Below are 14,776 nucleotides of genomic sequence, written 5' to 3'. Positions count from 1 at the left end.
TCCCCACCGACGTCAACCCCTGACCCCGTCCTCATCCCCGCAGCAGCCATGAGCGACCCGCGCGACGACTCCCCCACCCCGCCGACGGACGCGACGCCTCCGGCGCCCGCCGCCACGCCGTCGCGGCGCCGTCGCCGCGCGCGTGGCCTGCTGTGGGCGCTGCTGCTCATCCCGGTGATCGTCGGGGTGCTGCTGCTGGCGCTGACCTGGGCGCTGAAGACCGAGGGCGGCACCGCCTACGTCCTGGCCAAGGTGCCGGGCCTGAGCCTGAGCAACGCGCGCGGCAGCCTGCTGGGCGATTTCGACGTCGACCGCGCCGAGCTCCTCCTGCCCGGCAGCGACGATCGCATCGTGCTCGAGCACCTGCAGTGGCGCGGCGTGCGCCTGGGCTGGAACCGCTCCCCGCTGCTGTGGGGCGAGGTGCTGGCCGACCGCCTGGCCGTGCAGCGGCTGCGGGTGCAGGTCGCCCCGTCGGGCGAGCCCTCGAAGGCGCCGACCAGCCTGCTGTCGCCGGTCGCGATCACCATCCGGGACCTGCAGATCGACGAGCTCTTCGCCCCGGGCCTGACGCAGCCGCTGCGCGGCCTGCGGGGCAGCGCCGCCCTGGGCGCCGACGGCGGCGAGCAGCACCGCGTCGAGCTGAAGTCGCTGGCCTGGCAAGGCCTGACCCTCTCCGGCCAGGCGAGGATCGCCACGCGCGAGGACCTGAAGCTGGCCAGCCACTGGACGCTGGCCCAGCCGCAGGGCGAGCTGCCCTGGTCCGCGCCCTTCCAGCTCGACGGTCCGCTGACGTCGCTCACCCTGCAGGGCGCGCTGGAGGCCGCGAAGCAGAAGCTCCAGATCAAGGCGGGGCTGCTGCCCTTCGCGCCCTTCCCCGTGGCACGGCTGGAGGCGCAGGCCCGGGGCGTGGACCTGGCCGCGCTGCTGCCCGGCACCGAGGGCGTGCCCCGCACCGGCCTGACCGGTCAGGTGCTGCTGACGCCCAACGCCGACCAGTCCCTGACGCTGAAGGCCGACCTGGCCAACGACGCCGCCGGACGGCTTGACCAGGACCGGCTGCCGCTGAGCACGCTGCGGCTGGACCTGCTGCTGGACCCGTCGAACTGGACGCGGCTGCGCCTGCCCCAGCTGGATGCCCAAGTGGCCGGCGGCGGCCGTCTGCATGCCACCGGCCAGACCAGCGAGAAGGACGGCAGCGTGCTCACGCTGCGGCTGGACGGTCTGGACAGCCGCCGCATCGACCTGCGCTGGCCCATGGCCCAGGCCCGCGGCGAGTTGCGCCTGAAGACGGCGGCCAGCCTGGAGAAGGCCGGTACCGACCAGGCGCTGCAGGTCGAGGGCGACCTGTCCGGCCTGCTGGGCCAGGGCCGGCTGCAGGCGCCGCTGGAGGTCTCGCTGGCGGCGGAACTGCGCCCCCGGTCGATCGCGCTGCAACGACTGCATGCGCGCTCCGGTCCCGCGACGCTGCAGGCCGAGGGCGAGCTGGGTCTGAATGAGGCGCTGTCCCTGGCCGAGGGCTGGAAGGCCAAGGTCGAGGCTTCGGTGCAAGGGCTGGACCCGCGCCGCCTGAGCCCCGAGCCGCTGCCCGACGGCGCCGTCCCCCAGGCGCTGAACGCGCGCGTGCAGGCGGCGCTGCAGTCCGTGCGCGGCAGCCTGTGGCCGCAGGGCAAGGCCGAGGTCGAGCTCCAACCCAGCCAGTGGCAGGGCCTGCCGCTGCAGGGTCAGGTGCGCTACAGCCGCAACGGCAGCGCGCCGCCGGATCTCGCCGCCGACCTGCGCCTGGCCGACGCCACGCTCAGCGCGCGCAGCCGCATCAACGCGGGTGCCAGGCGCGAGCAGGTGGACCTGTCGTTCGACCTGAACGCGCCCAAGCTGGCGAGCCTGCAGCCGATGCTGCGCGCGCGCTTCCCGCAGGCGACCCTCGTGGGCAGCGCGCAGGCGCAGGCCAGCCTCGTGCTGGTCCAGCCCGGCGCCCGGCAGGCGCAGTACGGGACCGACGGCAAGTGGCAGATCCAGGGCTTCGCGCTGTCCGGCGTGCCGGGGCTGCCCGCCAACTCCGGCAGCCGCCCCGCGCTGCAGCTCGACGCGGCCAACGGCCAGTGGTCGCTGTCCAGCCTGAAGGACGCCAGGCTCGCCTGGACCACCGAGCTGCGCACGCTGCGCCTGCCGCAGCAGAGCACGCGGCTGGACGAGGTCCACCTGGACCTGTCCGGCAGCTGGGCCCAGCACAAGCTGACGCTGACGACGCGCGGCCAGGTGCCGCTGCCGCCGGTGCTGACGCAGCCCTCGGCGACCAAGGTGGTGGCCCGCGCCCAGGCCGCCAGCGCGACCGGCGCGCAGCCGCTCCCCCTGGATCCGCAGGGCGCGCGGGCGCAGTTCTCGCTGGACGGCGCGCTGGAGACCGACCCGCTGCAGGCCTGGCGCCAGGGCGGGCTGTGGCAGGCGCGCGCGCTGTCGCTGCAGCTCGAGGGCAGCCAGCAAGCGCTGCCGCTGTTCAAGACCACGGGGCTGTCGGGCTCGCTGCGGCTGGATCCGGGTCTGGATCCGCGGCAGGCGATGCTCGCGCCGGGCCGGATGGAAGTGCTGGGCGCCGGCGTGCACTGGGATCGCATGACCTGGCAGTCGCCGCGCGACTGGGACGTCCAGGCGGTGCTGGAGCCGCTGGCCGCGGCGCCGGTGCTGTCCAAGCTGCAGCCGGACTTCGGCTGGGGCGGCGACCTGCAGGTGGAAGGCCGGCTCAAGACGCGCAGCGATGCGCGCGGCCTGACCCTGGACTTCATGATCGAGCGCACCCGCGGCGACCTGACCGTCACCGACGAGGTCAGCACCCAGCGACTCGCGCTGACCGACCTGCGCCTGGGCGTGCTGGCCGACCAGGGCGTGTGGCACCTGGTGCAGGGCGTGGCGGGCGACAACATGGGCGCGGTCGGCGGCGCGGTGACCTTCCGCAGCCCCAATCCGCATGCGCTGCCCACGCGCGACGCGCGCCTGGAAGGCGGCATCGAGGCCAAGGTCGACAACCTGGGCAACTGGGGACCGTGGGTGCCGGCGGGCTGGCGCCTGGGCGGCAGCCTGTACGCGACGCTGCAGCTGGGCGGCACGCTGGGCGCGCCCGAGATCCGCGGTCAGGCCGGCGGCCAGAAGCTGTCGCTGCGCAACGCGCTGATGGGCGTGGACATGCAGCAGGGCGAGCTGGCGCTGACCATGAGCGGCCGCGAGGCCAGGCTCGAGAAGTTCAGCGCCAAGGCCGGCAACGGCAGCGTCAACCTGGAGGGCAACCTGCACTTCGGCGCTGACCCGCACGCGGATCTCTCGCTCAAGGCCGACACCTTCGCGCTGCTGCAGCGCGTGGACCGGCGCATCGTCGCCACCGGCGGCGCGCAGCTCAAGGCCAGCGCGCAGCTGCTGGACCTGAAGGGCCAGTTCGTCGTCGTCGAGGGCCTGTTCGACTTCTCCCGCGGCGACGCGCCGCAGCTCGACAGCGACGTGCAGGTCGTGCGCGCCAGCAACCCGCCCAAGGCGGTCGACGGCAGCGGCAAGCCGATGAAGCTCAAGCTCGACCTGGACCTGGATCTGGGCCGGCGCCTGCAGCTCAAGGGCTACGGCATCGACACCCGGCTACGCGGCCTGCTGCACATCGCGCAGGATGGCCAGCCGCGTCCGCAGATGACCGGCGAGGTCCGCAGCGAGGGTGGCACCTTCAACGCCTACGGCCAGAAGCTGGTCGTCGAGCAGGGCGTGTTCAGCTTCGTCGGGCCGCTGGACAACCCGCGCCTGGACGTGCTCGCCATCCGGCCGGGCCTGGAGAACGACAACGTGCGCGTCGGCGTGACGGTGACCGGCACGGCGACCAACCCGCGCATCCGGCTGTACTCGGACCCGGACATGAGCGAGACCAACAAGCTGTCCTGGCTGGTGCTGGGCCGCGCGCCGGACAACCTGGGCCGCACCGACACCGCGCTGATGCAGCGCGCCGCGATGGCGCTGATCAGCGGCGACGGCGAGAGCGCCAGCGACAAGCTGATCCACAACATCGGCCTGGACGAGCTGTCCTTCAGCGGCGAGGGCGACGACGCGCGCGGCACCGTGGTGCGACTGGGCAAGCAGGTCAGCCGCAACGTCTTCGTCGCCTATGAACGGGGACTGAACTCGACCACCGGCTCCTGGCAGCTGATCTACAAGCTGGCCCAGCGCTTCACGCTGCGGGCCCGCACGACGGAAGTCCAGCAGGGCCTGGACGTGATCTGGCAGTGGAAGTGGGAGTAGCCGCGACCGTCGCAGTGCCGTAGCAGTCCTGTAGCAGCGAGGGCCGGGTCCGTCGGCTTCCATGCGAGAATCCGCGCCTTTCGCGGCACCGGCTCCCGGTCCGCGCGCGGTCGCCCCGGCGGCCGCTGATCCTCTCCGTAGTTCAATGGATAGAACGGCCGCCTCCTAAGCGGCAAATACAGGTTCGATTCCTGTCGGAGGGACCACCTGGTCCCCGGCGCCTCAGCGCCTCAGCACGATCGTCACCAGCGCCGACGCGTCCGTCAGCCCCGTGACCGCGTGCGTCACCCCACCCTCCAGATAGCAGAGCTGCCCCGCGCCCAGGCGCTGGCGGCGCTCCTGGCCGTCCGCGTGGACGCTCAGCTCGAGCGTCCCTTCCAGGCAGTGCAGCGTGATCTCCCCGTCCACCTTGTGGGCCGGGAAGACCTTGCCGGCGGGCAGCACCAGGCGCATGACTTCCAGCCCGGCGGACTTGAACAGCGCCGAGGACTGCGTCGACCCGAGGGCCGCGCCCAGCGGCGCGACGTCGATGGGCTGGGCGGGGGCGGCATGCGGGAGGGCCATGGATCTGCTCCTCGAAGGCGGTCGGCCGGGGGCCGGGGGATCCGCGGATCATGGCACCGACGGCTCCGGGCCGCACCCTCCGACCCCGCGCTGTCGTCGGGGATGCGGAGCACGCCACGCCGGGGCCGTAAATGAGGGGTAAACCACCGCCTCATGCCGGGCCGCATTTTTGCCTCGGACATATACTGGTAACGCCTTTGTTCCGTCCTGATCGGCCTTGTCCGCGGGAACGGCACAAGCGGCGCCACGCAGCCAGGCTGTACCGATTCAGGATTTTTTTCATCATGGGCGCCAAACTGAAAGTCGCGGGCTGGGTCGCTTTGGGAGCGATGACCGGCGTGTTGACCACGATGCAGCTGCAGGCCAACGCGCGCAGCAGCACCACGTCCCCCCTGCCGCTCGAGGAGCTCCAGCAGCTCGCCGCGGTCTTCGGGATCGTCAAGTCCGACTACGTCGAGCCCGTCGACGAGAAGAAGCTGATCAACGACGCCATCTCCGGCATGGTCAGCGGCCTGGACCCCCATTCGCAGTTCTTCGACAAGAAGAGCTTCAAGGAATTCCGCGAGAGCACCACCGGCCGCTTCGTCGGCGTGGGCATCGAGATCGGCATGGAGGACGGTCTGGTCAAGATCGTCTCCCCGATCGAAGGCAGCCCGGCCTTCCGCGCCGGCCTCAAGAGCGGCGACCTGATCAGCAAGATCGACGACACGGCGGTCCGCGGCCTGACGCTGGACCAGGCGGTCAAGAAGATGCGCGGCGAACCCAACACCAAGGTGACGCTGTCCATCTACCGCAAGTCGGAGAGCCGCACCTTCCCCGTGACCATCAATCGCGAGGAGATCAAGGTCCAGTCGGTGCGCGCCAAGATGGTCGAGCCCGGCTATGCCTGGATCCGCGTGAGCCAGTTCCAGGACCGCACCGTCGACGACTTCACCCAGAAGCTGGCCGACCTGTACAAGCAGGACCCTAAGATCAAGGGCGTCGTGCTGGACCTGCGCAATGACCCGGGCGGCCTGCTCGAGGGCGCGGTGGCCATCTCGGCCGCCTTCCTGCCCAAGGGCGTCGAGGTCGTGTCGACCAACGGCCAGTTGGCCGAGTCCAAGGCCAGCTATCGCGCCGATCCCGACTTCTACGCCCGTCGCGGTTCCGGCGATCCGCTGCGCCGCCTGCCCGAGGCCATCAAGAACGTGCCGCTGGTGGTGCTGGTGAACGAAGGCTCGGCCTCCGCCAGCGAGATCGTGGCCGGCGCGCTGCAGGATCACAAGCGGGCGACCGTGATGGGTCTGCAGACCTTCGGCAAGGGCTCGGTGCAGACCGTGCGCCAGCTGGGTCCGGACACGGCGGTCAAGCTGACCACCGCGCGCTACTACACGCCGAGCGGCCGCTCGATCCAGGCCAAGGGCATCGTCCCCGACGTGCCGCTGGACGAGACCGCCGAGGGCAACGTCTTCGCCGAGCTGCGCATGCGCGAGGCGGACCTGGAGAAGCACCTGACCAGCGCCGACGAGAAGTCGGAGGAAGCCCGCTCGAAGGAGCTGGAGAAGCTGCGCGAGGAGCGCCGCCAGAAGCTGGAGGCCGACTACGCCAAGCGCGCCGAGCCGCCCAAGCCGCTGCCCGAGTTCGGCAGCACCGAGGACTTCCCGCTGCAGCAGGCGCTGAACCAGCTCAAGGGCAAGCCCGTGGCGGTGTCCAAGGTCGCGCAGGAACGCAAGGCCGAGGCCAAGACGCAGTGATCGTCACGATCGCCTGAGCGACGCGCGAGCCTCGCGCTCGCATCAAGCCCCCTGGACCTCGTCCTCGGGGCTTTTTTCATGGGCGCGCGACCGCCCTCGCCCCGCCGCGCCGATCGCACGCGGATGCGGCGCGCGACCCGCCGGGCCGCTATGCTTGCCCTCCTATGGATGACGAGCAACTGCTGCGCTACTCGCGCCACATCCTGCTGGACGACATCGGCGTCGAGGGACAAGAACGGCTGCTGGCGTCGCATGCGCTGGTGATCGGCGCGGGCGGGCTGGGATCGCCCGTGGCGCTGTTCCTCGGGACCGCCGGCGTCGGCCGCATCACGCTGGTCGATCACGACCGCGTGGACCTCACCAACCTGCAGCGCCAGATCGCGCACAGCCTGGATCGCGTCGACCAGCCCAAGGCCGCGTCGGCCGCGGCCGGCATCGCGGCGATCAATCCGGAACCGAGGGTGCGGCCGCTCATCGCGCGCGCGGACGCGGCCCTGCTCGACGAGCTGGTCCCCACGGCCGACGTGGTGCTCGACTGCACCGACAACTTCCAGACCCGCCACCTCGTCAACGCCGCCTGCGTGCGCCACGGCAAGCCGCTGGTGTCGGGCGCGGCGCTGGGCTTCGACGCGCAGCTCTCGGTCTACGACAGCCGCGACGGCACGCGCCCCTGCTACGCCTGCCTGTTCCCGCCGGACCAGGCGCCCGAGGAACAGCGCTGCGCCGTGATGGGCGTGTTCGCGCCCCTGGTCGGGATCATCGGCAGCATGCAGGCCGCCGAGGCGCTCAAGCTGCTGACCGGCATGGGCAGCGCCCTGCCCGGCCGGCTGCTGATGCTCGATGCGCGCCGCATGAGCTGGACCGATCTGGGCGTGGCGCGCGATCCGCGCTGCCCCTGCTGCGGCGACGCCGCCCGAGAGCGCGCCTGAGCCTCGCGCTCACGCCCCGTCGCGCTTCCCCACGCAACAAACCGACGCCCGCGCCAGTGACCCCTCGTCCCGGATGCAAGGAAATTAAGCCGCAACGCCCGTAAGCTCCCGGGCCATCGAATCATGATCAGAAGCGACAAACTCACCGCCCGCAATTTCCCTTCCGCCCAGGAAGAGGCCGCCCAGCAAGCCGCCTCCTTCGAAGCGGACTTCGACGCCAATCCGCCCAGCGCCTACCGCCTGGCCTTCACCGACACGGACTTCCTGGTCCGGCCGGAGCTGCGTCCGGTGCGGATGCAGCTGGAGCTGCTCAAACCCGAACTGGTGCAGCAGGAGCTGAACATCCAGTCGACGGTGGTGATCTTCGGCAGCGCCCGCATCGCCGACCGCGAGGCGGCCCAGGCGGCGGTCGACGCGGCCCGCGCCGCCAACGACAGCGAGGCCCTGCTGCGCGCCGAGCGCCGCCTGCTGATGAGCGGCTACTACGAGGAGGCGCGTCGCTTCGCACGGCTGATCACCGAGCACACCAAGGACCACGCGCATCCGCTGTACGTCGTCACCGGCGGCGGCCCCGGGATCATGGAGGCCGGCAACCGCGGCGCGCATGACGCGGGCGGCCGCAGCATCGGCCTGAACATCGTGCTGCCGCACGAGCAGCGCCCCAACCCGTACATCACCCCGGAGCTGTGCTTCCGCTTCCACTACTTCGGGCTGCGCAAGATGCACTTCCTGATCCGGTCGGTGGCGCTGGCGGCCTTCCCGGGCGGCTACGGCACGCTGGACGAGCTCTTCGAGACGTTGACGCTGATCCAGACCGGCAAGTGCCGGCGCCGCCCCATCCTGCTGTTCGGACGCGACTTCTGGTCGCGGCTGATCGACTTCGACCTGCTGCTGGACACCGGGATGATCAGCCCGGGCGACGAGCAGCTCTTCCATTACGTCGAGACCGCCGACGAAGCCTGGGCGCTGCTGATGAAGGAATACGACATCGGCTCCGCGGTGCCCGCGGGCAACGGCAGCGGCAACGGCACCCCCTGATCCCGCCACCACCGACCCGGTCACGAGCCGGGTCCAGACCCAGAAGAGGTTCGCGATGACCACAGCACGACATGTCAGCCTGATCGGCGCCCCCACCGACGTGGGCGCCGGCGCCCGGGGCGCCAGCATGGGCCCGGAGGCCCTGCGGGTGGCCGGCCTCAGCGAGGCGCTGCGCGCGCACGGCGTGGAGGTGCTGGACCGCGGCAACCTGGCCGGCCCGTCCAACCCCTGGCGGCCGCCGGTGGCGGGCTATCGCCACCTCGAGGAGGTCACCGCCTGGAACGTCGCCGTGCACGAGGCGGTCCATGCGGAACTGGCGGGCGGCCGCATGCCCATCCTGCTGGGCGGCGACCACTGCCTGGGCCTGGGCTCCATCTCCGCCGTCGCGCGCCACTGCCGCGAGACCGGCAAGAAGCTGCGCATCCTCTGGCTGGATGCGCACGCCGACTTCAACACCAGCCAGCTCACGCCCAGCGGCAACATCCACGGCATGCCAGTCGCCTGCCTGTGCGGCCACGGCCCGAAGCAGCTGATCGAGATCGGCGGCCATGTCCCCGCCATCGATCCCAAATGGATCCGCCAGATCGGCATCCGCAGCGTCGACGAGGGCGAGAAGCGCTTCGTCCACGAGGTGGGCCTGGAGGTCTTCGACATGCGCTACATCGACGAGATGGGCATGCGCCACACCATGGAACTGGCGCTGGCCACGCTGGACGCCAACACCCACCTGCATGTGAGCTTCGACGTCGACTTCCTGGATCCCGAGATCGCCCCGGGCGTGGGCACGACCATCCCGGGCGGCCCGACCTACCGCGAGGCGCAGCTGTGCATGGAGATGATCGCGGACACCGGCCGGCTGGGCTCGCTGGACGTGATGGAACTCAACCCCGCGCTGGACCTGCGCAACAAGACGGCGCTGGTGGCCGTCGACCTGATCGAATCGCTGTTCGGCAAGTCCACGCTGATGCGCAAGTGAGGCTGCTCGCGGCGCTCCCGGGCGGGGCGCCGCGATCGACCGACCGGTCGGTGACAGGGTCTTCGGCGCGCGGTCTGTCGCCCCCGTGACAGCGGTCAGCTTCCCGACAAGGTGATTGCGCTACCAACGCGGATCGGGAGGAGGATTCCCCACTTAGGGAGTCCCCCCAAAAAGTGGGGCATCTCTCCGTGAACTAGCGCACAGGGGTAAAACGGCAAAATCGTGTCCAATTGATACCAGGGACAGGCACAGAGGCCGACTCCGGAGCGCATCGCGCCGAGGTCGCCAGACGCCCGCCAGCCACCTGCGATGTGAAACGCTCGAAATCCAACATGTCGTTCCGTTCCTCCACCGCAGTCCTGCGGCGCGCCGTCGCGCTCGCCACCGTCCTCTCCGCCTCCGTGATCTCGCCGCTGTCGGTCCAGGCCGCCACCCCGACGAGCGCCTCCGCGACCTTCCAGGTCGGCGCCACCATCCTGGTGGCGTGCAACGTCACCGGCTCCACGCTGACCTTCGGCGGCGCCATCGATCCGCTGCAGACCCCCGGCCCGGTCGACGCCTCGACCTCGCTCAACGTCACCTGCACCAAGACCACGCCCTACAGCGTCGCGCTGAGCGCCGGCACCAACGCGGGCAACGCGTCGGCCTTCGGCTCGCGCACGATGAAGAGCGGCAACAACAACCTGCCGTACCAGCTCTACCTGGACTCCGGCCGCACGCAGGTCTGGGGCGACGGCAACGGCGCCGGCGTCTACACCGGCACGGGCACCGGCAGCCAGCAGGTCCTGACCGTCTACGGCCGCCTGCCCTCGCTGGCCGGCATCGTCCCGGGCAACTACAGCGACACGGTCACCGTCACGATCACCTACTGATCGCGAACGCGGCGACCGACGACCCGCCCGATCGTCCCGGGCGTCACCGCGTCGCCGTGCCGGAAGCGCCCCTCACGAGGCGCCGGTCCGCAGGCGCCGACCGCGCCTCCCCTCGAAGCCGCCGCTCAGGCGGCTTCTTCGTTGCCGAGTTCCGCCAGCCTCACCAGCGTGTGCAGCACGCGGTTGGCGGGCACGGGAATGCCCAGCGCCTCGCCGCGGCGGACCAGGAAGCCGTTGAGGTGGTCGATCTCGGTGGGCTTGCCGCGGCGCAGGTCCTGCGCCGTCGACGAGAACTGCCCCGGCATGGTCACCGCGATCTTGCGCACCGCCTCGCGGACATCGCCGACCAGCCGCACCCCGTCGGCCTCGGCCACCGCATGGCCCTCGTCGAGCAACTGATCCATCACCGTCCAGACGCCCTCGCCCTTCACCAGCTCGCCATAGGGCTGGTCGCTGAGCGCCGACAGCGCGTTGTAGGCGCAGTTGATCAGCAGCTTGGACCACAGCGCGCCACGCACGTTGTCCGAGATCTCCACCGCCACGCCCGACGCCACGAAGGCCTGCGCGACGCGCTCGGCGCCGGGCGCGGGCTCGATGACCAGCTCACCGCGCCCGTGGTGCTTCACGTGGCCGGGCCCGGCCATCTCGGTGGCCACGTAGACGACCGCCGCCGACACCGGCTGCCTCAGCACCTCGCGCAGGCGCTCGGCGTTGTCGACCCCGTTCTGCAGGGACAGCAGCAAGGTGTCGGGCCCGAGGAAGGGTTCCAGCTCCCGCGCCGCGGCGACCGTGTCGGTCGACTTCACGCAGAACAGCACCACGTCGGCGCCCTGGGCGGCTGAGGCCTCGGTGTCGGCGCGCAGGCGGACCTGCTCGTCGAACATGCGGGTGTCCATGCGCAGGCCGTGCGCGCGGATCGCGTCCACATGGGCCGGGCGGCCGATCAGGACCACGTCGTGGCCCGCGCGCGCCAGCATGCCGCCGAAGAAGCAGCCCACCGCGCCCGCGCCCATCACGGCGACCGTCAGCGGCGTGCCCGTGGCTCGTTGAGATCCGGACATCACGTCTCCTCGTTGAGATCAGGGACCCCGGTCCGTCGGCCGGGACATCGCCGCCGATCGTAGGCGGCCGCGCATGTCCCTGCGCGCCGCCGGCCACCGCGCCGCGCGATCAGCGATCGGCGCCCGAGTCGCTGGCCTTCAGGCGCAGAGGATCCAGCCTTCCAGCGGATCCATGCCGGCCGGCTGGCCGAAGTCGGCGCGTTGATCGGCCCAGGCCGCCTGCATCAGGCAGAGCACCGCATCGAGCTTGTCGCCGCTCGCGTCGTCGACCAGCTCGTCGCGCTGCGCGTGGCTGAGCTTGAGCCGCAGCCCGAGCCGCGTGCGGCCCTGCTCCAGCCCCTCGACCAGATCCTTTCGGGCGATGAGCCGTTCGGGCGTCTGCTTGGCGCGGTCGTCGCTCTTGTAGCTGCGGGTGCCCAGCAGCTCCCGCGCGAGCAGGCCGGGATAGGCCTCCAGCGCGACGCGGCTGGCGTCACCGGCGTGCAGACCCGGCAGGTCCACGCCGGCCGCGATCAGCCGCGGCACGCCCGCATGCAGCATGTAGGCCACCGGCGGATTGACCCACTTCATGCTGGGCGAGGAGCCCGCCGGCCCGTCGCAGGCGCGATGCGCGAACTTGCCGCCCACGGGCCGGGCTGCGCAGAAGGCGGCGAAGGTGTCGCGGATCTCGGCGCGCGACAGCGCGGCGTAGTGCGCCATCAGCGGCGCCCAGTCGGTGGGCCAGCCCAGGGTCTCGATCAGCTCGCGCGGCAGCCCGAACGGCAGGTCGAAGCCGCCCAGCCAGGGGCCGGGCGTGCGCAGCCACTCGGCGAAGGCATCGAGCGACTCGATGCCCTCCTGGCGCTCGAGCTTCAGCACCGCGCCCTGCCGCTGACCGAAGGCCAGGCGGATGGGCTTGCGGCGGGTCGGCGCGCTGGTGAAGTCGACGCCGACCAGCTGGCGACCGGTGGACGGCAACAGGCCCCTGGCCGGCGCGGCCTCGGCGACCGGCTGACCCGCGTCCGGCGAGGCGGTCCCGCGCCGGGACCGCGACGCGGGACGAGCCCCGTCGACGGGAGCGGAGCTTGCTGGTGACGCGGCGGGGAGCCCGGCGGCGCGCCGGGCTTTCGAGACATTTGGCATGGACGCGACTGTATCGGCCCGCCCTGGGGCGGACCGCCATTGACGCGGTGCGCGGATCGCCCAATGCTGGGGGGTCTGGAGAGGAGAACCGCTTGTTCGAACGCGAGCTCGCCCGCGCCCTTCAACTCAGCCGACGCGGCGCCTACCGCGATGCCACCGACGCGATGGAGCTCGCGCTGGTGGCGGCGAACTCCGTGCGCGACCGCGCCCGGGCGCTGATCCACATCGCCCACAACCTGCCCCGCCAGGGCGACCTGCAGGCCGCGCTGCGCCGCGCCAGCGAGGCCGTCGCCGTCGTCCATTCGATCGACGGGCCCGACCAGGACCTCTGGATCGCCGAGGCGATGACCGAGCTCTGCTACGTCTACGCCCAGTTCCAGATGGGCCGCGACGCCATCCAGGCCGGCTGGCAGGCGGTGGCCGCCGCGCGCCGCGCCGCCGATCCGGTGCGCGAGGCCTGGGCGCTGAACCGGCTGGCCGTCGCGCACGCCATCGCGGACCAGATCGACCAGGCCTGCCGCGACACGCTGCAGGCGCTGGAGATCGCCCAGCACCACGTCGCCGCCGACCGGGAGCTGATGCTGAGCTGCCTGAACAACCTCGCGCACTTCTGGTTGCAGGCCCATGGCGAGGCGCTGCGCGACGACGAGCACGCCGCCTCCGCCATCGCCCTGGCGCAGGCCGAGCCCTATGCGCTGCGCGCCGCCGAGCTGGTCCGCGAGGAAGGCAACCCCTTCCTCATCGTCGTCTCGCTGTCCAACCTGGTGGAGTTCCAGCTGGGCACCGGGGCGATCGAGGAGGCGCTGGCGATCACCGAGGAATACGAGCAGCTCGCGGTGCGCCACGGCTATGCCGGCATGGTCCAGCAGGCGCGCGCGCAGCGCGCGCAGCTCCAGCTCAAGCGCGACGACACGGCCGGCGCCACCGACGCCTTCGAGGCGCTGGAGGCCATGCGCGGGCTCGTCGCCCAGCCCGCCCCGCACCAGTTGCCGGCGCGGCTGCGACGGCAGCTCGCGCTGGCCATGCATCGGGGCTACAAGCAGCGCGGCGACCCGGCCAAGGCGCTGGAGGCGCACGAGCTGCTGTCCACGCTGGAGCGCCAGTCCGCGCGCGCCGCGATGGCCTTGCAGACCGAGGCCATGCTGATCCGCCAGGAATTCGAGCAGGCGCAGGCCCGGGCCGAGCACGCCTTGCAGGACGCGCGCCGCGAGCGCGAGCGCGCCGACCAGGCCGAGCAGGAGCAGCAGCGCCTGCGGCAGCAGGCGGCGGAGCTGGGCCGCATGGCCCACGAGGACGCGCTGACCGGCCTGAACAACCGGCGCCATGCGGAGTTCGCGCTGCCGCTGCTGCTCGAGCGCGCGCGGCAGGAGGGCAAGGCGATCGCCCTGGGCATGCTGGACATCGACCACTTCAAGCAGGTCAACGACGGCTTCGGTCACGGCATCGGCGACCAGGTGCTGCAGAAGGTCGCGCAGCTGGTGAAGCGTCAGCTGCGCAGCGCCGATCTCATCGCGCGCGTGGGCGGCGAGGAGTTCATGCTCGTCTTCGTCGGCGCCACGCCCGCCAAGGCGCAGGAGATCTGCGAGCGGCTGCGCGCCGTCGTCGCCGGCCACCTGTGGGGCGAGCTCGCCCGCGGCCTGCGCGTCACCATCAGCATCGGCCTGGCCGCCGGCGCGCCTCCCGCGCGTCCGCAGCAACTGATCGCGATCGCCGACCAGGCCCTCTACGTCGCCAAGGACTCCGGCCGAAACCGCGTCCAGTACCAGGGCACGGACGGCACGCCGCCGACTCCGGCCCGGTGACACGAGGACGGCGCGACCGGTCGCCCCGTCCCGCGCCCGGTCCGACGACTCAGGCGAGCTTGAACACCGCCACCGATTCCGACAGCGCGTCGGCCTGATGCTGGAGGCTCTGCGCCGCCGCCGCCGATTCCTCGACCAGCGCGGCGTTCTGCTGCGTCATCTGGTCCAGCTGCGAGATCGCGGTCCCGATCTGGTTGATGCCGCCGCTCTGCTCGACGGTGGCATGGCTGATCTCCGCCACGATCCGGGACACGCGGGAGATCGAGTCCGAGATCTCGTGCATGGTCTCGCCCGCGCGCTCGACCAGGGCCGCGCCGCTGGCAACGCTCTCGCCGCTCGCGGTGATGAGCTGCTTGATCTCCTTGGCCGCCTCCGCGCTGCGCTGCGCCAGGGACCGCACCTCCGCCGCCACC

The 14,776-nt window shown here is 71.7% G+C and carries 11 protein-coding genes and 1 tRNA gene; 8 read left to right on the top strand and 4 right to left on the bottom strand.

The genetic code is table 11. The features are described 5' to 3' along the window. Positions 1-48: 48 nt before the first annotated feature. Positions 49-4,266, top strand: coding sequence for a translocation/assembly module TamB domain-containing protein (locus MCHT01_RS27885; protein ID WP_067068740.1), 4,218 nt, complete (start codon positions 49-51; stop codon positions 4,264-4,266). A 131-nt stretch (positions 4,267-4,397) separates the two neighbouring features. Beyond that, positions 4,398-4,472 (top strand) — tRNA-Arg (locus tag MCHT01_RS21875). 16 nt (positions 4,473-4,488) lie between these two features. Here the strand turns inward: MCHT01_RS21875 and MCHT01_RS21870 are convergent. Beyond that, a complete protein-coding gene (locus MCHT01_RS21870) occupies positions 4,489-4,830 on the bottom strand; it encodes a cupin domain-containing protein (RefSeq protein WP_067068737.1) in 342 nt (113 codons plus the stop codon). A gap of 284 nt (positions 4,831-5,114) precedes the next feature. On the opposite strand from MCHT01_RS21870, the gene MCHT01_RS21865 reads away from it, so the two are divergent. The 5 genes from MCHT01_RS21865 (at position 5,115) to MCHT01_RS21845 (ending at position 10,378) form a co-directional block, all read left to right on the top strand. Continuing rightward, positions 5,115-6,563 (top strand): S41 family peptidase, encoded by a 1,449-nt coding sequence (locus MCHT01_RS21865; protein WP_067068734.1) that lies wholly within the window; start codon positions 5,115-5,117, stop codon positions 6,561-6,563. A gap of 164 nt (positions 6,564-6,727) precedes the next feature. Next, positions 6,728-7,492, top strand: coding sequence for a HesA/MoeB/ThiF family protein (locus MCHT01_RS21860; RefSeq protein WP_067068731.1), 765 nt, complete (start codon positions 6,728-6,730; stop codon positions 7,490-7,492). A gap of 123 nt (positions 7,493-7,615) precedes the next feature. Beyond that, complete coding sequence (locus MCHT01_RS21855; RefSeq protein ID WP_067068729.1) at positions 7,616-8,530, top strand: LOG family protein; 915 nt, start codon at positions 7,616-7,618, stop codon at positions 8,528-8,530. A 55-nt stretch (positions 8,531-8,585) separates the two neighbouring features. Beyond that, positions 8,586-9,506: an arginase gene (gene rocF / locus MCHT01_RS21850; RefSeq protein WP_067068726.1), complete on the top strand. Its 921-nt coding sequence runs from the start codon at positions 8,586-8,588 to the stop codon at positions 9,504-9,506. Positions 9,507-9,838: 332 nt separating this feature from the next. Next, positions 9,839-10,378: a Csu type fimbrial protein gene (locus tag MCHT01_RS21845; protein WP_067068723.1), complete on the top strand. Its 540-nt coding sequence runs from the start codon at positions 9,839-9,841 to the stop codon at positions 10,376-10,378. 125 nt (positions 10,379-10,503) lie between these two features. Here the strand turns inward: MCHT01_RS21845 and MCHT01_RS21840 are convergent, their stop codons facing one another. Next, the gene (locus MCHT01_RS21840; RefSeq protein WP_067068964.1) at positions 10,504-11,406 is read right to left on the bottom strand and encodes a ketopantoate reductase family protein; all 903 of its coding nucleotides are present in this window, start codon (positions 11,404-11,406) and stop codon (positions 10,504-10,506) included. A gap of 171 nt (positions 11,407-11,577) precedes the next feature. Beyond that, positions 11,578-12,399, bottom strand: coding sequence for a DUF429 domain-containing protein (locus MCHT01_RS21835; RefSeq protein WP_067068962.1), 822 nt, complete (start codon positions 12,397-12,399; stop codon positions 11,578-11,580). Between the two features lie 254 nt (positions 12,400-12,653). Here MCHT01_RS21835 and MCHT01_RS21830 point away from each other — a divergent pair, with 254 nt between their 5' ends. Next, positions 12,654-14,363 (top strand): GGDEF domain-containing protein, encoded by a 1,710-nt coding sequence (locus MCHT01_RS21830; protein ID WP_067068720.1) that lies wholly within the window; start codon positions 12,654-12,656, stop codon positions 14,361-14,363. 49 nt (positions 14,364-14,412) lie between these two features. Here the strand turns inward: MCHT01_RS21830 and MCHT01_RS21825 are convergent. Next, positions 14,413-14,776 (bottom strand): methyl-accepting chemotaxis protein (locus tag MCHT01_RS21825; RefSeq protein WP_245643528.1); only part of this gene is annotated, 364 nt, incomplete at its 5' end.

Source organism: Mitsuaria chitosanitabida ATCC BAA-476 = NBRC 102408 (genome assembly GCF_001598255.1).
Taxonomy (GTDB): domain Bacteria; phylum Pseudomonadota; class Gammaproteobacteria; order Burkholderiales; family Burkholderiaceae_C; genus Roseateles; species Roseateles chitosanitabidus.
Note: the sequence above shows the minus strand (reverse complement) of the source record. Positions and strands in the feature narration are given on the sequence as shown.